Consider the following 23,283-nt stretch of genomic DNA (forward strand, 5'->3'; position numbering starts at 1 on the left):
TAAATTTGAGCTGTCTTATATGTGCTGCTATTCTTTTGTTCCATACAGGAGATGACCTGGCAGGAGTGCTTGAGATTCATCTGTTCAGACTCCTTCTGTCTGTCTTCTGTATCTTCATGATCGATGACAGTTTGTGGGAAATCGGTGCCAGTCACATGATTTATATGCCATGGCATGCGCGCAGTGTGCTGAACGCGGTCGGGCTTGCGTGTCAGCCGGTGATGTGTTTTATCTGGTATTTATTTTCGGAGGTACGGATGAAGCACCAGCTGTTTGGCAGAAAATGGTTCCTGCCCGTCACAGCAGCACCGATGCTTATCTCTGTGATACTGATTTTCAGTTCCCTGCAGACGGGCCTGATCTTCTACAGCGATGCTGTATCCGAATATCACGGACCGTTGTATGACCTGGTCATGGTATTTGATTTTATCTACCTGTTGCTGGTGACAATACATGCGGTCATCAAATCCATACATGCAAAGTCCAGATCGGTAAAGAAGGGATATTTCACGATGATTACATTCGTTCTGTTCCCTTTTGCCGCGGGCATTCTGGACAGCATTGTGCCGGACACACCGACAATGGCACCGAGTATCCTCTCGGCGCTGCTGTTGTTCTTTGTCAATGTACAGGAGATGCAGATTTATTCCGATGCGCTGACGGGCCTGAACAACCGCAGACGTTCCGATCAGATTCTTGAGGAATACATCGAGAAGGCAGATGCATCCAATGGCTTCTATCTTTTTATGATTGATGTGAACCGGTTCAAGCTGATCAATGATAAGTACGGACACCTGGAAGGTGACCGCGCACTCCAGACCATAGCATCATCTCTGACACAGGTCTCGGGAAAATATCCGGTATTCCTGTCCCGTTGGGGCGGCGATGAATTTTTGATCATTGGTACGCAGAGTGCGCTGGAGCCGGTCAGCAGCTTTGTGGAACTGCTGCATCAGCAGGTAGAGGAGGATGCAGACAGATTCCACCTTCCATATCGTCTTTCGATCAGCGTCGGATACTCGCTGTGTATGTCTTCTTCAATGCCGCCAAAAGAGCTGACTGCCGCGGCGGACCGCATGCTTTACGAAGACAAGCGCCTCGCGCACCAGAAGGAGTGAACGGAATCAAATTTCGGTCCGCGACAGCAGGACAACCGTCTCCACATGCACGGTCGCGGGGAACAGGTCAACGCAGGCAATTCGCTCCAGCCGGTAGCCATGCGTCAGAAATACCGGGAGATCTCTGGCAAGGCTCGTGGGTTTGCAGGAAATGTAGATAATCTTGTTGACGCCGTAGGCGATGATTTTGGGCAGGGCTTTTGGGTGAATCCCCTCGCGGGGCGGATCGAGAATGATGGAGTCGGGCTTGTCCGGAATTTCGTCGAGAACCTTCAGAACATCGCCTGCGAGAAAATGACAGTTGTCGAGATGATTCAGGCAGGCATTTTCACGGGCTGCCTCTACGGCTTCCTCTACGATCTCGACACCCACGACCTTTTTCGCCACCGGAGCGATGATCTGTGCGATGGTTCCGGTACCGCTGTAGAGGTCGAAGACAGTCTGATTCCCGACATCTCCCAGAAATTCTCTGGCGGTGCTGTAAAGGACCTCTGCACCTCTGGAGTTTGTCTGGAAAAAGGAAAAAGGAGTGATGCGGAACCGGAGACCGAGAAGCTCCTCGTAGAAATAGTCTCTTCCGTAGAGCAGATCGGTGCGATCGTTACGGATGATATCCGCGACGGAGTCGTTTACGGTATGCAGAACGCCGGTTAGCGTTCCCTCAAGGTCCAGGTCTCTCAGCTTCGCGCACAGTTCCTGAAGAGCTTCCTGCTCCGGATACTGAGAGCTTGTGACAAGATCGACCAGTATCTCACCGGTTATGGATGCGCGTCTCACCAGAAGATGACGCAGATATCCTTCGTGGGAGATCTTATGGAAATACGGCCAGTGGTGCGCCCGGCAGAATTCAAGCACGCAGGAGAGGATGCGGTTGAAATCTTCGTGCACGATCTGGCAGTGGTCAGCCGTCAGAATATCGTAGGTGCTGTTCTTCCTGTGAAGACCAAGGGTCAGTTCGCCGTCCTTTTCCATGTCCCCGAAGGCATATTCCATCTTGTTGCGGTAACCTTTTTCTTCGGGACTCGGTTTGACACCCTCGAATACATAGTCCGGGGAGCCGTCGCTCCGGATCTGCCCGCCCTCGGCCAGCGCTCTGCCGATCAGAGACTTGATTTCGCCTTCCTTCAGCGCAAGCTGTTCCGCATAAGGAAGTGTGCGGTAGGTGCAGCCGCCGCAGCGCGGAAACAGACTGCATCCGGGGTCGGCTGTCTCGAGAATGGATGGCTGAAGAACCTCCAGAAGCTGTCCTTCTAAGCGTCCGGCCTTCTTCTTGTTGATGCGGAAGCGTACGGTCTGACCGGGGATAGTGTTCTTGACAATTACCTCACTGTCTTCCCCGGCGACAAGGACGTGTCCTTTGTTCGGGAAGGAAATATGGTCGACAGTGCCCTCGTAGATCTCACCTTTTTTCATAAATAAAATCCTTTCGGTTGTAATACAGGATGAATATGGTAATAACGGATGAATATGGTATCAACGGATGAATAATAACGTGGATTGATGATAACGGCTTATGAACGGATAAAAAAATAACTTCTCCTCAAAAAAGCCCCGGCACATCATGTGTCGGAGCTTAGTATTATTTCCGCTCTGTTGCTGTTCTTGTGATTGAATACCGGTTTTGCCGCCGGATATCCGCAGGTCTGAGGTGATCCATTCAGCGGATGATGTCAGTCTTCGCCGGATTCATCGGAACTCTTTCCGGAGGATTTCTCTTCTTCGTCTTTGTCGTTCTCATCAAAATAGCTGTCAAAATCATCGTCAAAGTCTTCGTCATCGAAATCTTCCAGATAATCCGGTGTGAAGTAGCGGTATACTGCGTATGCAATTCCACAGACCGCAGCGGTTGCGGCGACGGCTATCGCAATAATTCTGAGCAGAGAACCCTTCTTCATCGTTGTGCTGTTCTTCTTTGCCTGAATGGCATCGATAATTGCCTTGATTGATTCCTTATCCATGATCGGTCACTCCATTTCGCTAGAATTTAATATTGCAGCGGTATCCCCCTCATTCTGCGCTTTAAGATTAACTCTCAATTAACGCTATTATATCATAAGTACGTGCGAAAAAACAAGGAATCAACAGGGAAATACTTGCCGGAGAGACCGGTGTTTTTGTAGAAAACGTATAATTTTTACATAAGCATAATTCGGAGTTTAGGTAAAAATATTGAAATCCTATCTGGTGTTGCGGTACAATGAGATATAAATTTTTTCTCGTTGCAGTACAATGGGGGGTATGAATCATATCCTGTTGCAGCACAATGGGGTATGAATCATATTCTGTTGAGATGCAGCGAGATAGAACATTTCTTTTGAATGGAGGCTTATTATGAGTACACCTTTTGTTTGGGCACACAGAGGGGCAAGTGGATATGCTCCGGAGAATACACTGGAGGCATTCCGACTGGCTGCGGAGATGGGCGCCGATGGCGTGGAACTGGATGTTCAGCTGACCCGTGACAATCAGATTGTCGTATGCCATGACGAAAAGATTGACCGTACCTCTGACGGGGCCGGATGGGTGAAGGATTATACGCTGGAAGAATTGAAGAAGATGAATTTCGACAACGGCAACAAGGCGTATGAGGGAGCCCGGATTCCCACGATGCAGGAGGTTTTTGACGCGCTCCGGGATACCGGTCTTGTGATTAATATCGAGCTGAAGACCGGAATCATTTTTTATAAGGACATTGAAAATGCCATCGTCAAAATGACGCAGGAAAATCACTATGAGGACAGGGTCATTTATTCCTCCTTCAATCATTATTCCGTCATGAAGATCAAGGAACTGGATCCGAATGCCAGGACCGGATTCCTGTATGCGGACGGAACACTCGACATGCCTTCCTACGCAAAAAATCACGGAGTGGACGCACTTCATCCGGCGCTCTATAATCTTCAGTTCCCGGGATTCATGGAGGAGTGCAGGGAGAAGGACATCGATGTAAATGTCTGGACGGTAAACGATGAGAAGTACATGAAGATGTGCCAGGATGCCGGCGTGAATGCGGTCATTACAAATTATCCGAAGAAGGCGCTGGAGCTGTTCAGGAGGAAATAATCATGGAATTCCTCGGTGAAGATGATTACAGACAGGCAATGGACGGGCCCTGCCGCCGATGGCGGGAGGAGTGCGTGAAGGAGAATTATTTTATCTCCTCCGATGGGACAAAGATCCATTACTATTATGCGATACCGGAAAATGCAACGGCTGTCGTGGTGATGTTTCACGGCTTCTGTGAGTTTTACGGCAAGTATCATGAGATGTCCTGGTATTTTTACAGGCACGGATTCGGATTCTATTTTCCGGAGATGCGTGGACATGGACTGTCCGGTGGAAAACTGAAGGAGAAGGATCTGGTCCATATTGATAATTATGATACGTATGTCTCAGATATGAAGGGATTCTATGATCAGGTCGTTTCGGCGGACAGCCATCGAAGGCTCCTGTTTGCCCATTCGATGGGAGGGGCGATCGCGTCTCTGTATCTGGAGAATTATCCGGAAGACTTCGGTGGGGCTGTGCTTTCAAGCCCGATGCTGAAGCTGAAGACAAAGGGTTATTCTGAGGCGCAGATACGGGCGATGCGGTTTCTGGTGACGCTGTTCCATATGAAGAAAAAGCTTTCGGCGGGACAGAGCCGTTTCGACGGGGTCAATATTTTTGAACAGTCCAGCTGTCAGTCGCGTTCCCGTTATGATTACATGTTTGAGATGCGGTGCGCGAATGATAACTACCAGACCTACGGAGCTACGTTCGGCTGGTCGATCGCCAGCCTGGAGGCGACAGCGAGACTGATACGCGACGCGAAGAAGATCCGGACACCGCTCGCTGTTTTCATGGCGGGGCAGGATCATCTGGTTGATCCTGAGGGATACCGTGATCTCTTCCGGGCACTTCCACAGACGCACCGCTATGAGTTTCCGACATCGCGGCATGAGATCTTCAATGCAGCGACGGATGTGCGTAAGGACTACTACGAGAAGCTGTTCCAGGAGCTTGACTCCATGAGAAAGGAGTGACACATGCAGTCAGGAAAGCACAGTACAGGATTATCGTCCCAGTTCATGTACGGGGCGGGTGAGTTTTTCAACGGAGGAGCCTTCGTCATCATTAATGCGTTCTTCTCTGTCTTTCTGATCAAGGCGATCGGGATGCCGGCGGCGCTCGCCGGAACGGTTCCCCTGATCGGACATTTCTGGGACGCGGTCACAGACCCGATCATGGGAAATATCGCGGACCGGACCAGCGCGAAGATGGGCGCCAAGCGTTTCTATATGCTGATCGGTTCCTTTGCGACGGCGCTGACCTTTGCCACGCTGTGGGTACCGTTCCGCACAGACAGACCTGTCACGATGTTCATTTTCTATGTGATTATGTACTGCCTGTTCTCAACCGGATCGACGATCCTGATGGTTCCTTATAACGGGCTTCTGCCGGACATGGTGGATGATTACGACACCAGATCACGTTTCTCCAATGTCCGTATGATCTGGTCCACGCTTGGAGCGATGGTCTGCGGAGTTGCTCCGACGCTTCTGATCACAGATACGACGAAGACAACCATGTATCTTCGCTGCGGCGTTATCTTCGGACTTCTGTTCCTGGTGACCTGTCTGATCACGGTTGGGGGAACCTGGGAGAATTATCACGCGCCGGTTCGCTCTAAAATGATCAGCAGCTTCGATCATGCGGCAAGCGCATTCCGCAGCCGGTCATTCCGCCTTTTTATTGGAATCTACCTGACGGGGCAGTGCGGCATGGATTTTGTATCCGGAATGGCGGTATACTATGTGGATGACGTCATTAACGGCTATAAGAATCACTATGTCACCTATCTGATGGCGGCTCTGATTGTAGCGCAGCTTATCGGTATGCTGATCTGGGGCCCGGTGATGGCGAAGACCTCCAAGCGAACGACGATTCTGATCGGCGCCCCGATCCGTGTCGCCTGCACGCTGCTCCTTATCCCGTTCTCCTATGAGGGCGCCAGCATTTATCCGATCCTCGCGCTGGCAGTCGGGATCGGAATCGGCAATGCGGCTACGCTCACGAGTATCTTTGCCATCATGGCGGATATGCCTGATGTAGACGAGCTGATCACTTCAATTCATCGTCCCGGCGTAGTATCCGGAATGTCAACCTTTGCCAGGAAGATTTCTTCAGGACTTTCTGCATGGCTGATCGGTATTCTGCTCACCGCGGTCGGGTACAGTGAGAAGCTGGCAAACGAAGGGGCAAGGCAGTCCGCGTTCACACAGAAGGGAATCGCAGCGATTTTTGTACTCATGCCGGTCATTCTCTGCGTACTCTTATTTGTATTCGGGTATCTTTTCCCGATGACAGAAAAGGAATTCAATATTGTCAAGAAGGAGATCCGCAGACGCAGAGGAGAGGACAGCTCAGAGGCAACGCCGGAGGAGATCCGCATATGCGAGAAGGTGACGGGAATGCCTTTTGACAAACTCTGGAATATCCGGAACCAGTGGGTCGGAAACAGAACCCACGGAAAGGAAGAAAACGGAGATGCCTGAGGTTATGCCGGGCTGCGGCGTGAAACCTCAGATATTCTGTGGTCCGATATTCCGTGGTCAGATATTCCGTGGCCAGACATTCCGTGACCAGACATTCCGTGGCCAGACATTTCGTGGTCAGATATTCCGTGACCAGACATTCCGTGGTCAGATGTTCAGCGGTCAGATGTTGTGCACTCGGGTATTCTGCGATCAGAAACTATGCGGTCAGAGCAGATATTTCAGACCGGAAAGGGTTATACGACAGACTATGGCGTGCTGATGCTCGGTGTACTTTTCTGCTCCATTCCTACGATGATCATCTTCTTCGTACTGCAGAAACAGTTTGCGGAAGGTATTACCGGTGCTGTTAAATAATCCGAATACAGTGTGAGAACGGAAGGAATTAGAAATGACAGAATTTGATTACAATATAGTAAAAGATCCGCGGATCTTCAGCCAGAATCGTCTGCCGGCGCATTCGGATCACATGTTCTATCAGGGCGAACCGGGAAAAGCGAGGGAGGAGTCTGACTGCCGTTATCTGCTGAGCGGAGTGTGGAAGTTTTCCTACGCGGAGAATTACCGGGAAGCGATTAAGGGATTTGAAGCAGCTGACTATGACTGCAGAGGCTGGGCGGACATTCGGGTTCCGGGACACATCCAGATGCAGGGATACGGACATCCGCAGTATGTCAACACCCAGTATCCGTGGGACGGAATCGAGAAAATCTTACCGGGACAGATCCCGGAGGAGTTCAACCCGGTCGCGAGTTATGTCCGGTATTTTACAGTCCCCGAAAACATGCGAAATCATGAACTGCATATCTGTTTTGAAGGCGTTGAGAGCGGGTTCGCGCTCTGGCTGAATGGCAGTTATATAGGATACAGTGAGGACAGCTTCACCCCGTCAGAGTTTGATCTGACACCTTATCTCGTGGATGGAGAAAACAAGCTGGCGGTTCGTGTGTTCCGGTTTACGGCGGGAAGCTGGTGTGAGGATCAGGATTTCTTCCGGTTCTCCGGCATTTTCCGGGATGTATATCTGATCATGATACCGGATCTTCATGTGAGCGATCTGCGTCTCACACCGGAGGTGGCAGATGATTATCGCCACGCTTCTCTGAAGGCAGAAATCTATGGCACGAAAGAGGGGAGCATTGAGCTATCACTGGAAGGCAGAGAGGGTAAGGTAATCTCTGTGAAGAAGGCGGAGCTTCACAAAGTGGAAGCAGGACCTGTGAAAGCGCGGACAGAAGAGAAGACGGCCGAGGATTCCCTCAATGGCGCCGGAAAGCGCTTTGCTTTTGCAAGAGAGAATGAAAAATCCGCATACCGGGCGGAAATCCTTCTGGATGCCGGTGAACCACGGCTCTGGAGCGCGGAGGATCCCTTCCTGTATCAGGTGAGAATACGTGCCTTCGACAGCAATAATATCCGCAGAGAGACCGTCCTTGAGCTCTTCGGATTCCGCCGTTTTGAGATGATTAATCACATGATGCATATCAATGGAAAACGCATCGTGTTCAATGGAGTGAACCGCCATGAGTTCAGCGCGGACAGGGGAAGGGCGATTGATGCGGAGACGATTCGCACCGATCTTCTGACGATGAAGCGCAACAACATCAATGCGGTCCGTACGAGCCACTACCCGAACCAGACCGCCTTCTACCGGTTCTGTGATCTCTACGGCCTCTATGTTATCGATGAAACGAATCTGGAAACGCATGGGCTGTGGGACATGGTATTCCGGGGCGATATCACACTCGAGGAGACAGTCCCCGGGGACAGACCTGAGTACCTTGATCTGATTCTGGACCGTGCGAACAGCATGCTTCAGCGGGACAAAAACCATGCCTGCGTGCTGCTCTGGTCCTGCGGAAACGAGTCGCTGGGAGGAAAAGATCTCTACGAAATGTCCCGCTTTTTCCATGCGGAGGATGCTTCGAGACTTGTGCACTATGAGGGAGTGGCCCACGATGACCGCTATCCGGACACGACAGATGTGGTCAGTACCATGTATACGCCGGTTCAGGAGATTCGAAAATTCCTGTCGGAGCACAGGGAGAAACCCTATATCTGCTGTGAATATGCGCATGCCATGGGCAATTCCTGCGGCGCGTTTCTGAAATATATCGAGCTTGCGGAAGACGATCCGCTGTATCAGGGCGGATTCATCTGGGATTATATCGATCAGGCGATCCTTCGGAAGGACCGGTACGGCAGAACCTATCTGGGCTATGGAGGCGACTTTGACGACCGGCCGCATGACGGGAATTTCTCCGGAAACGGAATCGTCTACGGAGATACCAGAACTCCATCTCCGAAGATGCAGGAGGTTCGGAACGGATATCAAAGTATCTGTGTAAGCATTGGAGCGGAATCTGTCAGGGCCTCGGATCCGGCATCTGCAGACAGATCAGCCGGAACCGCCGCCACGGGAATCACCGCTGTTGTAAAGAACAAGTTCCTGTTTACGAATACAGACCGGTTTGACTGTGTGATTACCCTGACCGGGGAGGATCGCGAGATCTGTCGTGTGAAAACTTCGGTGTCGGTCGGACCGCAGGAGGAGAAAACAATTTCTCTGCCGGTTGAGATACCGGTTTTGGCAGGAGAGGCAGCCCTCACAGTATCATTCGTCACCAGGGAGGAGACACCCTGGGCGCCGGCAGGCACCGAGATTGCGTGGGCGCAGAAGATGATCGCTTCTGGAGAAAAGAATGTACAGGCAGATTCTGTTTCCGGAATCAAGAATAACCGGGCGATATCGGAATCCGGCAGCAGGATGAAGGTCGTAAAGGGCGCGGTTAATCTTGGCGTATCCGGTGAGCATTTCCGTGTTCTGTTTTCCAATCTTCACGGCGGTCTCGTCTCCTACGTATATGCAGGAAGAGAAATGCTTAAGGCAAATCCGCGCCCGAATTTCTGGAGAGCGATGACGGACAATGATAGGGGATGCCTCTTCCCGATGCGCGCGGGACAGTGGAGACAGGCTGGACTTTTCGCAACCACGATTTCGCAGGAAGAGAGACAGGTGACCGATTACAAGATCGACATTTCGGAAGATCTGGTAACCGTCACATACACGTACCATCTCGCAACTATACCGGCGAAGGACTGCCTGGTGACCTATTCCGTGAAGCCGGACGGAGAGATTTCTGTCCGTATGCAGATGGATGCCTCCCGGGAAATCGGAGAGCTCCCGGAGTTCAGTATGCTGTTTATGCTGGACGCTGACGAGAATCATCTGAAATGGTACGGCGCGGGCCCTGAGGAAACCTACCTGGACCGCCGCAACGCGAAAATCGGAGTTTATCGGACCACTGTCGATAAGTGTATGGCCGGGTATCTTCGCCCGCAGGAGTGCGGAAATCACACAGATGTCAGATGGGCCGAGGTGACCGACAGTCTTGGAAGAGGCCTTCGTTTCAAGGTGAACGGACTGCAGTTCTCCGCGCTTCCGTACACGCCCGAGGAGCTGGAATGCGCATCGCATCCGAACGAGCTTCCGGAGACGGTTCATACCTGCGTGAGAGTCGGGCTTCAGATGGGCGTCGGAGGAGATGACTCCTGGGGCGCACAGGTTCATCCGGAATATCGTCTGGACAACACGAAGCCGATGGAGATCGAGTTCTCCTTCAGAGGAATCTGAGAAAACATAAAGTTAAGAATATAACCGGCAGAAAAAGCCGCACCTTTATGTTCCGGAATGGATAAAATTCAAATCCATTTCGGGGAGATAAGGGTGCGGCATTTTCGATTGAGATAATTTTCTGGTACTGTCTTTATGCAGAACCGACTGCGCAGAGATGATCAGACCAGTTCAAGAGGAATGTTTTTTTCTTCCAGGTACTGCTTCCAGTCCGAGGAAAGGCCGGTGTCACTGATGATCATATCCATTTCCTCGAGTGGGGCAAACAGACTTGAGCGGACAACACCGAATTTTGATGAGTCTGCCAGAAGAATTTTGGTGCGGGAAGAATGGAGCGCAGTGGATTTGGTTGTGACTTCGAATTGATTGGAACAGGTCAGCCCCATTTTTTCTACGCCGGATGTTGAAATAAATATCTTTGATGCCCGAAGCCTTTTCAGCAGTTCTGTATTTTCCGTGGACTCGAAGGAGAGTGAGGATCGGTGAAAATAACCGCCTGCCAGAATGATCTGGATATTTTTGCGGCTGTACAGCGTCTGCATGACGTTGAAATTATAGCAGATAACGGTGAGCGGAATGTCATCAGGAAGTGCCTGCATCATGCAATTCACGGTAGTTCCTGTATCCAGAATAATCACGTCATTTGGTTTCAAAAGAGTGGCTGCATAAGCTCCGATCCTGCGTTTGCTGTCGCTGTTCAGTGCGTTTGCCGCAGAAAATTCATAACCGCTTTTGACTGGTATTTCTACGGAGCTGTTTTGCGACGGGGAGGCAGGAGCCGCGACATATTGTCCGGGTAATGGAACGGGCTGCTCAGGAAAACCATTTTCCTCAATGTAACGGATATCTCTTCGAACTGTCATTTCTGAAACGTGATATTTGTCAGCCAGGTTTTTTATCGTATATGTGGGATTATTGACCATGTCCTGAGCGATGGCCTGAATCCTCATTTTTTTCTTTAACATGATTGTGCCTCCTGTCTCTGCCTTATCGATCATAGATAGAAAAGATATTAAGAAAGTGTTGTATTTCTTCATAATCTTCATCTTTCTAAATCTTCGCGATGAGTGTAACACATCGACAAAGAATTAACAAGAAACAATACTTGAAAATTCTGTGAAATGATAAAAAATGATAAACTCTCACATTAATTATGATAGTAAATGAGAAATAATGTTATTGCAAGCGGTAATAAATAACAAAATTAAACCCTAATAATCGTGTGAATCTAACAAATACTATCATAAATTCATGATAATGATTGACAAAAGGAGAATATTCGTGTACTATGAGGCCAATGAAGAACAAAAACGTTCATTTATCCAAATGGCAAAAGTTAATATATGTTAGTATTTGTTGCAAAACATGAAGAATATATCACATTTTGGGAACAGATATCAGCCAGAAGTTATACAGGTCAGATAACAACAGGCGGGAATAACATAAAGCTCAACCAAACAGTAAGAATACAAAGATCACCGAATACTGTGAAATGCAGGAAAATGAATGTGAGTTCACAAGCGTATAACGAAGGAGGAGAATTATGAAAACAAAAGCTTTGAAAAAGGTTCTTGCTACTGTACTTGCAACAGCGATGATAGCCGGGCTTTCCGCCTGCGGATCAGGCGGCGGTTCTGGTTCCGGATCATCCTCTGCTTCTGCAAAATCGGAGGCAGTGGCATCAACGAGCACAGCTGCCACGTCAGTTACGGTTAATACTGACAATCCCGTAGCAGGTAAGAAGGTTGCATACATCATGCTTCTTCCGTCGGCTACAATTTTCCAGATGTGGAAAGATTCCTGTGCAAATCTTTGCAAGGCAATGGGAGTGGATTTTGATTTCTTCTTCTGCGACGGAGATTTCAATAAGTGGCAGGATACGATCAGGACCTGTGCAGAGGCAGGCTATGACGGTTTGGTTGTGAGCCACGGAAATCAGGACGGATCTTATGTATTCCTGAAGGAGATCCACGACTCGTATCCAGATATGAAGATTGTTACCTTTGATACTCAGTTCTATACCGATGGTGAGTATCAGAAGATTGATGGTGTAACACAGATGTTCCAGCAGGATAAATCTCTGGTAACGGTTCTTCTGGATTCGATGATTGAAGCCAAGAAGGAAAAGGGAGAAGATGGACCGGTTCGTCTGATCAAGGTATGGAGAGGCCCGAACTATAATAGCCCGTTTGACCGCCGTGAAGTAGGTTGGGAAGAATATGAAAAAGCAGGCAAGATCGAGACGGTTGGCGAGGTACAGCCGCTGGAGGACTCCGTTGATTCTGCAAATACTGTAACGGCAGCATATCTGCAGACAGTCAATCGGGATGATGTTGATGGTATCATTTCCTTCTATGATCTTTATGGCCAGGGCGTATATAACGCAATTCTTGAAAACGACAATATGAATGGAAACAACGGCGATGCACTTCCGATGGCATCTGTTGATATCGATAATGTCGATGTAACGAACATGCAGACAAGACCGGACATCTGGACAGCCGCCGGAACAACAGACTGGACAATGAACGGTGAAATCGCGATGCGTATCCTCTTCCTTGAGATGGCGGATGATTATGATGATATCTATGATCCGGCAACAGGAAAGAAGGGCGTTGATGTCGTAGAAGTTCCAGGTACTGCCATTCTTGCCAAGAATTTGAAATCCGATTCGACCGTTGAGAATCTGGGCGACATTGCGGGAGAAACCTACGGCAATCTGGATTATCTCTCTGAGGCAAGCTGGATGCCGAAGGATCTGCTTCATAAATAATTCAATAGTATTGGAATCTTAAATATTAAATAGCACGGTGATCTTGAGGAGAGGGCGTCGGTTCAGAAACCCGGCGCCCTCGCTGTCTGAGAAGACAGTTATCCTGGATGAAATGGTCAGCTGGAGGACAAAGGGCAAAAGATGAAGGAAAAATCTACGCTAGAAACGAGACATGTCTCCATTGAATTTCCAGGCGTAAAAGCGTTGGATGACGTCAATTTTTCAGTGACAACCGGGGAAATAAGAGCAGTGGTTGGCGCAAATGGAGCAGGCAAGTCTACTTTGATGAAGGTTCTGGCAGGAGCAAATCCGACTTATACAGGAGAAGTTCTGCTGGACGGCAAAAAAATTGAGCTGCGGCAGCCGGTAGATGCCAAGAAATTGGGAATACAGATTGTATATCAAGAGGTTGACACAGCACTTGTACCTACTCTCTCGGTTGCCGAGAATATCATGCTTAATGAGATGGTTATGCATGGCGGCGGAGTGATGAGATGGAAATATGTGAGGGATGAGGCAAAAAAGGCACTTGCCAGACTGAACATCGAAGATATAAATGTCAGGACGCTTGTTCAGAATCTGTCCCTGGCACAAAAACAGATGGTTCTGATTGCCAGGGCAGTGCGCATGGACTGCAAGTTCCTGATACTGGACGAACCGACAGCCCCATTAAGTACTTCCGAGACAGAGGAGCTGTTTCATATCGTCAGAAGGTTAAGAGAAACGGAAGGAATTGCGGTTATTTTTATCAGCCACAGACTAAATGAAATTCTTGAAATCTGTGAAAAATACACTGTCATGAGAAATGGTCAGATTGTCGGAACCTCGATGATCACGCCATCAACAACTACAAAAGAAATCGTTGAGCAAATGCTTGGCCGTTCATTTGAAGAAAATTTCCCGAAGGAAAGCTGTGAAATCGGTGATGATCTGCTGAAAATCGATCATCTGAGCGGAGCAGATGGAAAAGTAGACGATGTTACGCTGCATGTAAGAAAAGGAGAAATTGTCGGAATCGCCGGACTGGTTGGAGCGGGAAAATCAGAGCTGTGCAAGACAATCTTCGGCGCGTATAAGAAAACCGGCGGAACGGTAACGTTAAATGGAAAGGAATTGAAGATAAGAACACCATCCGATGCGGTGCGCCAGGGAATTGCCCTTGTACCAGAGGAAAGAAGGAAAGAAGGCGTTCTGGTAAATGAGACGGTTGCGTTCAATCTATCTGCGGCAAGCCTTGGGGATTTCTGCACGGCGTCCTTTGTTAACCGCAGAAAGGTCAACGAGAATGCCAGAAAGCTAGTCAAAGATCTTGAAATAAAAACACCGTCTATCCGTCAGCAGGTTCGAAATCTTTCCGGTGGCAATCAGCAGAAGGTTGCTGTAGGCAAATGGCTCTCCGCAGACTGTGATATCTACATCTTTGATGAACCGACAAAAGGTGTGGATGTAGGAGCAAAGCAGGATATTTTCCGTTTGATCAATAATATCGCAAAAAGAGGAAAAGGAGTTTTGTATGCGTCCTGTGAGGATTCAGAGCTGCTGTCATTGACAGACCGCATATATGTCATGTATAGCGGGAAGATCGTAGCCGAATTAGATACAAAAGAAGCAACGGACAACCGGATTATGAACTTCGCGGTCGGCGGAACAGAGTCCTGAAGCCGCAAATAATTATAACTGGAGGAAACAACTGTGAATACAAAAGCTGGTATCGATAGTAAGAAAATCATTAGGTTCTTTGTAAACTGGGCTGCGGTTCTGGCGCTCTTTCTGTGTTTTATTGCTTTTTCAATTATCAGCGGCAGTAAGTTTGCATCCGGAAGCAATGTCGTGAATATTCTCCGTGCAATGGCGATCAATACCGTCTTCGGTATTGCGGCGACGATCACAATGGCTCCGGATGGATTCGATATGTCCGCAGCGACGCTGGCGAGCTGTTCCGCTTATGCGTTTGTGTCCGGATATCTTTGGTTCGGGTTCAGCGTTCCGGTGTCCATTCTGTTCTGTATCGTTGTGACGATGGTGATGTATCAGATGACGATGTTCCTGATTCTGGTCTGCAAGATTCCTGATATGCTGGCAACCTGCGCATTAATGTTCGTGCATCAGGGACTTGGACAATGGTACATTGGCGGAGGCGCTGTATCAACAGGTATGAAGACCTCCTGGGGAGCAGATCCGGCTAGGACGACACTGTCCAATGGCTTTCAGGCAATCGGACGTGCGCCGTGGATTATTATCATCATGCTGGTATGCGTTGGTGTAGCACATGTATTTCTTACTTATACAAAGCATGGCAGATTTCTGTATGCAATGGGCGGTAACAGAGAAGCGGCAAAATTGTCCGGAATCAATGTCAAGAAATATCGTTATCTGGCAGGTATGATTACGGCAGTTTTCATCGCAATTGCCGGAATTCTGGTTTCTTCAAGAGGAAGCTCCGCGCAGGTAATGTGCTGTGATAACTATCTGATGCCTTCTCTGGCAGCAGTATTTGTAGGACGTACGGTAGGAGGCGCTGAGAAACCAAATGCACTTGGAACGCTGATCGGCGCGGCACTGGTATCTACTCTTGAAAACGGGCTTACCATTCTTGCGGTTCCTTACTATGTACTTCCGGCTGTTAAGGGAGCGGTTCTTGCGCTCGCTCTGATCGCTGCATATGCATCCAAGAAGGAAAATTGATCTGACTGGAAGTGGTGTCTGGATTGATCGGAAATAATGATGATATTTATCAAGATTGTTTTTGTAAGAGAGGTAAATCATGAGCGATTTTTCAAAATATTTTTTAATGATTAACGAGGATGACCCGGAAGGGACCGAGAAGACGGTTATTGCCTACACGCTTCTGAAAACACAGGGGACCGATGCCGGGAAAATTGACTGGGATACCGCTACGATGAAAGCAAAAATTCCGTCCGAGCATGGTAATCTCAATCATGTCTGCCGCGTATATGACGCGAAGGGACATTCTATTTATATCAAGCAGGCAGGATTGGAGACACGGATATCGAAAGATATGACTGCTTCTCTGGATCGGAACCGGCAGGAGAGCGAAATCCTTGAATTGGAAGAGAAAATGGCTCCCGGGATGGTGCCGCACATCTATTTCTTTGATACGGTTATGTGTGCTTCCGGAATGGAAGACTGCAGTGATTTCGAGGTGATGCGGGATGCTATGCTGGAGCACAAGACATTTCCAAGATTCGCTGATGATATCTCTACATTCATGGCGAGAACGCTGCTTCTGTCTAGTGATGTGGTCATGGATCACAAAGAGAAAAAAGAACTTACCAGGCGCTTCATTACACCGGATCTCTGTGATATCACCGAAAAATTGGTGCTTATGGAGCCGTATCTGGGCTCTTCAAGGAACAATGTATTTCCACCTAACAGAGAGTTTGTAGAGAAAGAACTGTACAGCGATGATGCGTTACACCTTGAGGTTTCCAAATTAAAGTTCAACTTTATGACAAATGCGCAGGCGCTCCTGCATGGAGATCTTCATACCGGATCGGTTTTCATTAAACCGGACGCTACAAAGATTTTTGACTGCGAATTCGGAACTTTTGCCCCTATGGGATATGATATCGGAAATGTTGTGGCAAATATGATTTTTGCCTATGATAATGGCCTGTCTGCCGACGACGATGTTTTCTGCAGCTGGTGTCTGGATACGATTGAGAAAACAATTGATCTTTTCATCAGTAAATTCAGCACCCTTTATGATGAAGCAGTGACAGAGCCTATGGCAAAGGTACCAGGCTTTAAAGAGTATTACATTGACAGCATTCTTCGTGATACTGCCGGATATGCAGGAACGGAGCTGCACAGAAGAACAGTTGGTATGGCGAATGTAGTGGATGTGACATCCATAAAGGACGAAAGAAAACGTCTTCTGGCAGAAAGGATCAATATTCTTGCCGGAAAAGACTATATACTTCATCAGGGACGCTTTAAGACCGGGAAAGACTTCGTTGACGCTGTTCTTAATGCCAGGGAGGCTGCGGTTAAGACGCTGTGATCAGAACGGCAGGAAAAGTGAGAAGAAATAGCCTGCATCAGGTGAATTCCCGCTTCCATACATCGATACGGGTATAATGGAAGTGGGAAAGCTCCGATTCGGAGGGCTGAAAGGAGATATACAAATATGTCATCTTTAAATGATTTTTTTGAGAAAGTAATTACCGTTAAATGGGGACCTGAGAAAAAAAGTGTAGATATCATTGATCAGACTCTTCTGCCAAATACCATCAAGAGGATTCAGATCCGGACACAGGAGGAAATCTGGGAAGCAATAAAGAAACTTCGTGTAAGAGGGGCGCCGGCCATTGGCGTTTCAGCCGCATATGGAATAGCAGTAGTGGCGAATGAGATTCAGGCGAAGAATTATGAGGATTTCTACAAACAGTTTAAAGCTTCAAAGGATTATCTGGCCAGTTCCAGACCGACAGCCGTTAATCTGTTCTGGGCATTGAATCGAATGGAAGATACTGTGATTGCGAACAGCTCCAGGACGGTTCCGGAAATTAAACAGATTCTTTATAATGAGGCAGAGAAAATCCGGGAAGAGGATGTTCAGATCAGCAAAAATATCGGAGAGATCGGTTTCCGTTTACTGGAGGATCTGAAAGAGGATGGAAAGGAGCTGGGAATCCTCACACATTGTAATGCCGGAACTCTGGCAACTGCGAAATATGGCACGGCGACTGCGCCGATGTATATGGCGCTGGAGCATGGATGGAGTGGCACTGACATGCATGTATATTGCGATGAAACAAGGCCTCTTCTGCAGGGTGCAAGACTGACATCTTTTGAACTTTGCAATGCAGGGATTACAACGTCCGTTCAGTGCGATAATATGGCAGCGCTGCTGATGAAGACTGGAAAGATAAAGATAATTTTTGTAGGCTGTGACCGGGTAGCCGCAAACGGCGATGCTGCAAATAAAATCGGGACCTCTGCCCTGGCAGTATTGGCACATCATTATGGTATTCCGATGTATATCTGTGCGCCAAGTTCTACGATCGACATGGCAACACCCACCGGTGACGACATTCCGATTGAGATGCGAGATCCCGAAGAAATCAAGAGCATGTGGTATAAAGAACCGATGGCTCCGGCAGGGGTAGATGCTTCTTTTAACCCGGCGTTTGATGTTGCAGATCACAGACTTATTACTGGAATTATCACAGAAAAGGGCCTGTGCAAAGCGCCTTATGAGGAAGCGTTCAAAAAACTTGGTATCCATTAATCATTATCGCCGTATTCTGCAGATTATCAGATATTCTGATATTTCCAGCGTTCATGTGACACGGAAAATCGGAGGCTGCAGGGATGCGGAGAACTAATAATGCTATTCGATGATGGAGGGATATGAAGTGATATTGGAAGTAAAGAACGGGTATCCGGATGATTCAGCTGCACGGAATATGATTCTTGAGGTGGGCAGGAGAATGTATGAGAACAGATATGTTGCGGCTAATGATGGCAACATATCCTGTAAGGTTTCAGAAGATACCATCTGGGTCACTCCGACAGGAGTCAGTAAAGGATTTATGCAGGAGAAAGACCTGATAAAAATGAAGCTGGATGGAGAAATTCTGGAGGGAACCCTGAAACCTTCCAGTGAAATCCGTATGCATCTGAGAGTTTATCAGGAGGACAAGCGGGTAAAATCGGTTGTACATGCACATCCTAAGTTTGCAACTCTGTTCGCAATCGCAAACAAACCGATCGACAGTCGTCTTCTTCCAGAAGGAATTGTTCAGCTTGGAGTAGTTCCTTGTGCCAAAACAGTAATTCCTGGTACACAGGACGTGCCGGATTCCATAGCTCCCTATGTGAATGAGTACAATGCTGTACTGCTGGGAAATCACGGGGTGCTTACCTGGAGTGAAGAAAGCATCATACAGGCATATTACCGTCTGGAAACCGTAGAATATTTTGCGGAGATTATCTTGTATTCAAAGTTGTTCTTTGGTGACCAGGTAAATCAATATACGGACGAGCAGGTAAATCAGCTGATTGGGATTCGTGAGAAGCTGGGAATCCACAGGGGCGGCAGGCCAACGTGAGTGAGATTTCACTCCAGAGAATCAAGAGGATTCCTGATTGTATCTATGAACAGCGCCGTTTAGACCGATTTTGGTTCTTTTTAGATCTTTGCTGTCAGAAAGGAAAAAATATGCTGAAAGGGATACCGGATCTGTTATCTCCGGAGTTTTTAAAGATACTTGCAGAAATGGGGCATGGTGACAGACTTGTCATTGGTGACTGTAATTTTCCGGCGGCGTCTATTGCAGACGGAGAAAGAAATATCCGCTGTGACGGACACAGGGCGACAGAAGTGCTCGACGCCGTGCTGCAGCTGTTTCCGCTTGATACATTTGTAGAACATCCGGTGATTATCATGGATAAGCCGGCAGAACAATCGGATCTTCCAACCCCGGTGTGGGGTGAATTTTCACGGATTGTCGGGAAATATGACAGCAGAGGAGATTCTGCAGTTTCCTATACGGACCGTTTCACATTCTATGATCTTGCAAAAAAGTCATACGCTGTAGTGTCGACGACGGAGCATGCATATTATGCCTGCATTATTTTACAGAAAGGATGCCTGTGAGGATGAAAAAGATACTGAATAAGCCGGAAGAATATACGGATGATATGCTTAAGGGAATCTATGCAGCACATAGGGGTGAGGTGAAATACACTGCTGGAGATCTTCGATGCTATTGCACTGCGAAGAAAACCCCTGGAAAGGTTGCCATCATAACGGGCGGAGGAACAGGACATCTTCCTTTGTTTCTGGGATATGTGGGAGAAGGACTGCTGGATGGATGCGGTGTCGGAAGCGTATTTCAGTCTCCGTCACCGGAGCAGATTTTTGAAATTACGAAAGAGGTTGAAAGCGGCGCCGGAGTGCTTTACCTGTATGGAAATTACACAGGGGATATCATGGCGTTTGATATGGCCTCGGATATGTGTGAGATGGAGGATATTAAGACAGCTTCCATTGTTGGAGCAGATGACGTTTGTTCCGGTGATCCGTCTGTCCGTCGCGGCGTCGCGGGGATTTTCTTTATGTATAAAGCGGCAGGAGCAAAGGCGGCGCAGATGGGGAATCTTGATGAGGTGCTGAAAGCGGCTGAAAAAGCAAAGGAAGCGACGCGGACCGTCGGCTTTGCGCTTACGCCTTGTGTGATTCCTGAACTTGGTCATTCCAATTTTACTCTTGGGGAAAATGAAATGGCAATGGGGATGGGGATTCACGGTGAACCGGGAATCTGGAACGGTCCGATCAAGAGCAGCAAAGAACTCGCAGAGGAATCTTTGGAAACCATTTTCAAGGATATGAAGGTAGAAGAAGGCGAGGAAGTAAGTATTCTGATTAATGGGCTTGGAGCTACATCACAGGAAGAATTATATATTCTTTGCGGTGATGTTCTGGATCTTCTGAATCAGAAAAAAGTCAGAGTATATAGAAGCTTTGTAGGAGAATACGCCACGTCGATGGAGATGGCCGGCGCTTCTATTTCAATCTGTAGGGTGGATGATGAAATGAAGGAGTATCTTGATTATCCGGTGCATACACCATTTATTACAATTGTATAAGGATGCATGGAAGAGGGAAAAATAAGTGAAAAGCATAAGAAGAGAGGATCTTCCGGATTTTTTCAGAAAGATCGCAGATATGTTTGAAAAACATGCAGATGAATTATGCGAGATGGACGCAAAGCTTGGAGATGGTGATCTTGGCCTTACCATGAAGAAGGGATTCGGCGCACTACCGGAGGTGGTGACGGAATTGGAGGAACCAGACATAGGAAAAGCAATTATGAAGTGCGGAATGAAAATGTCGTCTCTGATTCCTTCTACGATGGGCTTTCTCATGGGATCCGGACTGATGGGAGGTGGAAAAGCTGTAGCTGGTAAAGCTGAGATTTCCGGGGCAGGTATGGCAGCGTTTTTACGTGGGTATGCGGACGGAATAAAAAAAAGAGGAAAGTGCGAGCCAGGGGACAGGACCATCCTTGATGCCGTTGATGCGGCTGCAGGAGCGGCGGAAGAATTACTTCGTTCCAATCCGGATGCGTCGCTTGTAGCTATAGTGGATGCTGCGGCGAAAGGAGCTGAATCAGGGGCAGAAGCAACAAAGAATATGATCCCGAAATACGGAAAAGCTGCTGTGCATAAGGATGCGGCAAAAGGAATCTGTGACCAGGGCGCGGTTGCTGGAAAATATCTCGTAGAGTCGATTGCTGATTTTTGCAGAGAATAAATAAAACGTGATATACAACAGGAGGCTGCTGCGGCAGCCTCCTGTCGGTATTTACGCGAACAGTGAGCCACAGCCGAATGCGAAGTATTCGTGTGCGGCGAGCGTCGCGATAGCGAGATAAAACTCGCGCAGCGTGTTTTATCTCGTTTAGAGAAATTCATGATAATGGTGCCCGGCATGCTCACGGGTCATTTCTGAAGACTGATCCCCATTATTGCGAGACTCAGGACCAGAATTCCGGACATCAGATACGGAAGAACCGCCTCGTATACGGACCGCATATCGCCGCCGTTGATGTAGCAGACAAAATAGAAAATGCCGATTGTTGCGAGTGCGATTGCCATAATCACGATGGCAAGCTTCCTTTGAAGCGACAGATGGTGATTTGCGGAAGCTGTATTATTTTCGGCCTGAAGCTGATTTGTTTTCATCGTTTTCATTTCGTATCCCTCCATTCAAAGGTTCCGGAATCTGCTTGTCCGGAATACAAATTGTTTCTTGTAATTGTATTTTAACGCAGATGTCTGACGAATTCCACTATCTCCCTTTAAATTTAGATGATTTTATTTTAAGTCTGGATAATGCGTGCGTTATCGGTTCGTAATTTTAGGACCGCGCAGAGTCCTGTCAGTGTTTTCGTAAGAAGCATGGAATTGATGGAGCTGTTGTGAGCTCACCGCTGATAGATGATGCTTATGAAAAACAAATGCAGATTTAGGATAGTGTCTGAATATGCTATATTGAATATATGAATGAAAGGATTGAACAACGCAGTCAGCAGGCATTGGTTCGCTGTCCGGAGAGTATCTGCACCGGCAGGTGTGTCAGACTGCCGTGCAATTTCTCTATTGCCGGGTCAGCGGAAGAAAAAGATGGGCCATCGTAAGAGGGCATGTGATCATTCAGGAGGATAGTAATTTATGAAGATGATCAATTTCGGTTCACTTAATGTAGATTACGTGTACAAGGTGCCGCACGTTATTGTCAGGGGAGAGACACTTTCTGCGACAGACAGGAATATTTTTCCGGGTGGAAAGGGACTGAATCAGTCCGTGGCACTCAGTCGCGCGGGACTTGAGGTTTACCATGCGGGATGCATCGGAAAGGGAGGGGAAATTCTTCTTCAGGTTTTAAGGGATGCAGGTGTGAATACGGATTTTGTCCGATACCTGGATGACATACCGGTCGGACATACGATCATACAGAATACGGATGATGGAGACAACTGCATCATTCTGTTCGGCGGTGCGAATCAGGCGGTGACAGAAGAACAGGTGGATCAGACCCTGCGTCATTTTGAAAAGGGGGACTGGATCGTTCTTCAGAATGAAATCAACAATTTGAAGTATATTATTGAGAAAGCGCATGAAACGGGGATGACAATCGTGTTGAATCCCTCTCCGATGAATGAAAAAATCAATGACCTCCCTCTCGAATATGTGGACTATTTCTTTGTGAATGAAATCGAGGCAGGACAGATCACCGGTTATCCTTCTGATGATCCGGAAAAGCTGATGGAGGGCCTTGAAAGTATCTTCCCAAAAGCACATACGATACTGACGCTGGGATCTGCCGGTTCGGTATATATTTATCAAGGTGAAATCATCCGAAAGAGCATTTACAAAGTGAAAGCAGTGGACACAACAGCTGCGGGAGATACGTTCACCGGTTATTTCCTTGCATCCGTCATTGGCGGAAGAACACCTGAGGAAGCGCTGGATCTGGCAGCGAGGGCATCCGCGGTCACGGTGTCAAGACCGGGAGCGGCACCTTCCATTCCTGTCATGGATGAGGTGGTGAACTTCCGATTCTGAGGCTGCTGAGCAGGAATGACATATTGCTGACAGACAGATTGTTGCCGATGTATTGATCCGGAATGAGCGCCGGAAAGAGCGCCGGAAAGAGCGCCGGAGCAGATGTGTGCAGCGTTAAGGTGG

The 23,283-nt window shown here is 48.1% G+C and carries 19 protein-coding genes and 1 pseudogene; 16 read left to right on the forward strand and 4 right to left on the reverse strand.

From position 1 onward, the window contains the following. Positions 1 to 35 precede the first annotated feature (35 nt). Positions 36 to 1,118 carry a diguanylate cyclase domain-containing protein gene (locus tag ACTQ3A_RS00410; RefSeq protein ID WP_441495210.1) on the forward strand — a complete coding sequence of 361 codons (1,083 nt, stop codon included), beginning with the start codon at positions 36 to 38 and terminating at the stop codon, positions 1,116 to 1,118. 6 nt (positions 1,119 to 1,124) lie between these two features. On the opposite strand, the gene rlmD is transcribed toward ACTQ3A_RS00410, so the two are convergent. Further along, a complete protein-coding gene (gene rlmD / locus ACTQ3A_RS00415; RefSeq protein ID WP_441494234.1) occupies positions 1,125 to 2,531 on the reverse strand; it encodes a 23S rRNA (uracil(1939)-C(5))-methyltransferase RlmD in 1,407 nt (468 codons plus the stop codon). 257 nt (positions 2,532 to 2,788) lie between these two features. Next, positions 2,789 to 3,076, reverse strand: a complete 288-nt coding sequence (locus tag ACTQ3A_RS00420) for a hypothetical protein (protein ID WP_441100659.1) — start codon at positions 3,074 to 3,076, stop codon at positions 2,789 to 2,791. A 373-nt stretch (positions 3,077 to 3,449) separates the two neighbouring features. Here ACTQ3A_RS00420 and ACTQ3A_RS00425 point away from each other — a divergent pair, with 373 nt between their 5' ends. The 5 genes and pseudogenes from ACTQ3A_RS00425 to ACTQ3A_RS00445 all read left to right on the forward strand — a co-directional run bounded on the left by ACTQ3A_RS00425 (position 3,450) and on the right by ACTQ3A_RS00445 (position 10,289). Beyond that, the gene (locus ACTQ3A_RS00425) at positions 3,450 to 4,181 is read left to right on the forward strand and encodes a glycerophosphodiester phosphodiesterase (RefSeq protein WP_441100658.1); all 732 of its coding nucleotides are present in this window, start codon (positions 3,450 to 3,452) and stop codon (positions 4,179 to 4,181) included. A gap of 2 nt (positions 4,182 to 4,183) precedes the next feature. Next, the gene (locus ACTQ3A_RS00430) at positions 4,184 to 5,143 is read left to right on the forward strand and encodes an alpha/beta fold hydrolase (protein WP_441100657.1); all 960 of its coding nucleotides are present in this window, start codon (positions 4,184 to 4,186) and stop codon (positions 5,141 to 5,143) included. Positions 5,144 to 5,146: 3 nt separating this feature from the next. Then, positions 5,147 to 6,655 carry an MFS transporter gene (locus ACTQ3A_RS00435; protein ID WP_441494233.1) on the forward strand — a complete coding sequence of 503 codons (1,509 nt, stop codon included), beginning with the start codon at positions 5,147 to 5,149 and terminating at the stop codon, positions 6,653 to 6,655. A 231-nt stretch (positions 6,656 to 6,886) separates the two neighbouring features. Next, positions 6,887 to 7,012, forward strand: a pseudogene (locus tag ACTQ3A_RS00440) (carbohydrate ABC transporter permease); the annotation flags it as partial. Positions 7,013 to 7,046: 34 nt separating this feature from the next. After that, positions 7,047 to 10,289, forward strand: a complete 3,243-nt coding sequence (locus ACTQ3A_RS00445; protein WP_441494232.1) for a glycoside hydrolase family 2 TIM barrel-domain containing protein — start codon at positions 7,047 to 7,049, stop codon at positions 10,287 to 10,289. A gap of 161 nt (positions 10,290 to 10,450) precedes the next feature. Here the strand turns inward: ACTQ3A_RS00445 and ACTQ3A_RS00450 are convergent, their stop codons facing one another. Further along, the gene (locus tag ACTQ3A_RS00450; protein ID WP_441494231.1) at positions 10,451 to 11,254 is read right to left on the reverse strand and encodes a DeoR/GlpR family DNA-binding transcription regulator; all 804 of its coding nucleotides are present in this window, start codon (positions 11,252 to 11,254) and stop codon (positions 10,451 to 10,453) included. A 578-nt stretch (positions 11,255 to 11,832) separates the two neighbouring features. Between ACTQ3A_RS00450 and ACTQ3A_RS00455 the strand changes: the two genes are divergently transcribed. From ACTQ3A_RS00455 to ACTQ3A_RS00495, 9 genes are all read left to right on the forward strand, one after another. Continuing rightward, on the forward strand, positions 11,833 to 13,062 hold the full coding sequence (locus tag ACTQ3A_RS00455) for a substrate-binding domain-containing protein (RefSeq protein ID WP_441494230.1): 1,230 nt from the start codon (positions 11,833 to 11,835) through the stop codon (positions 13,060 to 13,062). Between the two features lie 141 nt (positions 13,063 to 13,203). Next, positions 13,204 to 14,721 (forward strand): sugar ABC transporter ATP-binding protein, encoded by a 1,518-nt coding sequence (locus tag ACTQ3A_RS00460; RefSeq protein WP_441494229.1) that lies wholly within the window; start codon positions 13,204 to 13,206, stop codon positions 14,719 to 14,721. Between the two features lie 51 nt (positions 14,722 to 14,772). Next, on the forward strand, positions 14,773 to 15,747 hold the full coding sequence (locus ACTQ3A_RS00465) for an ABC transporter permease (protein ID WP_441494259.1): 975 nt from the start codon (positions 14,773 to 14,775) through the stop codon (positions 15,745 to 15,747). A 79-nt stretch (positions 15,748 to 15,826) separates the two neighbouring features. After that, positions 15,827 to 17,086 (forward strand): S-methyl-5-thioribose kinase, encoded by a 1,260-nt coding sequence (gene mtnK, locus ACTQ3A_RS00470; protein WP_279200232.1) that lies wholly within the window; start codon positions 15,827 to 15,829, stop codon positions 17,084 to 17,086. A gap of 126 nt (positions 17,087 to 17,212) precedes the next feature. Beyond that, entirely contained in the window at positions 17,213 to 18,316 is a 1,104-nt protein-coding gene (gene mtnA / locus ACTQ3A_RS00475) for an S-methyl-5-thioribose-1-phosphate isomerase (RefSeq protein WP_441494228.1), read from the forward strand. 127 nt (positions 18,317 to 18,443) lie between these two features. Further along, a complete protein-coding gene (locus ACTQ3A_RS00480; protein WP_441494227.1) occupies positions 18,444 to 19,139 on the forward strand; it encodes a class II aldolase/adducin family protein in 696 nt (231 codons plus the stop codon). Positions 19,140 to 19,249: 110 nt separating this feature from the next. Further along, complete coding sequence (locus ACTQ3A_RS00485) at positions 19,250 to 19,687, forward strand: RbsD/FucU family protein (protein WP_441494226.1); 438 nt, start codon at positions 19,250 to 19,252, stop codon at positions 19,685 to 19,687. 2 nt (positions 19,688 to 19,689) lie between these two features. Further along, entirely contained in the window at positions 19,690 to 20,679 is a 990-nt protein-coding gene (locus ACTQ3A_RS00490; RefSeq protein ID WP_441494225.1) for a dihydroxyacetone kinase subunit DhaK, read from the forward strand. A 25-nt stretch (positions 20,680 to 20,704) separates the two neighbouring features. Next, a complete protein-coding gene (locus ACTQ3A_RS00495; RefSeq protein WP_441494224.1) occupies positions 20,705 to 21,346 on the forward strand; it encodes a dihydroxyacetone kinase family protein in 642 nt (213 codons plus the stop codon). A gap of 188 nt (positions 21,347 to 21,534) precedes the next feature. Here ACTQ3A_RS00495 and ACTQ3A_RS00500 read toward each other — a convergent pair whose 3' ends face one another. Further along, positions 21,535 to 21,786, reverse strand: coding sequence for a hypothetical protein (locus ACTQ3A_RS00500; protein ID WP_441494223.1), 252 nt, complete (start codon positions 21,784 to 21,786; stop codon positions 21,535 to 21,537). Between the two features lie 480 nt (positions 21,787 to 22,266). Here ACTQ3A_RS00500 and ACTQ3A_RS00505 point away from each other — a divergent pair, with 480 nt between their 5' ends. Further along, entirely contained in the window at positions 22,267 to 23,160 is an 894-nt protein-coding gene (locus tag ACTQ3A_RS00505) for a ribokinase (RefSeq protein WP_441494222.1), read from the forward strand. The last annotated feature ends 123 nt before the right edge of the window (positions 23,161 to 23,283 follow it).

Origin of the sequence: Bilifractor sp. LCP21S3_F8, assembly GCF_052117805.1 — a bacterium.
Classification (GTDB): Bacteria; Bacillota; Clostridia; order Lachnospirales; family Lachnospiraceae; genus Bilifractor.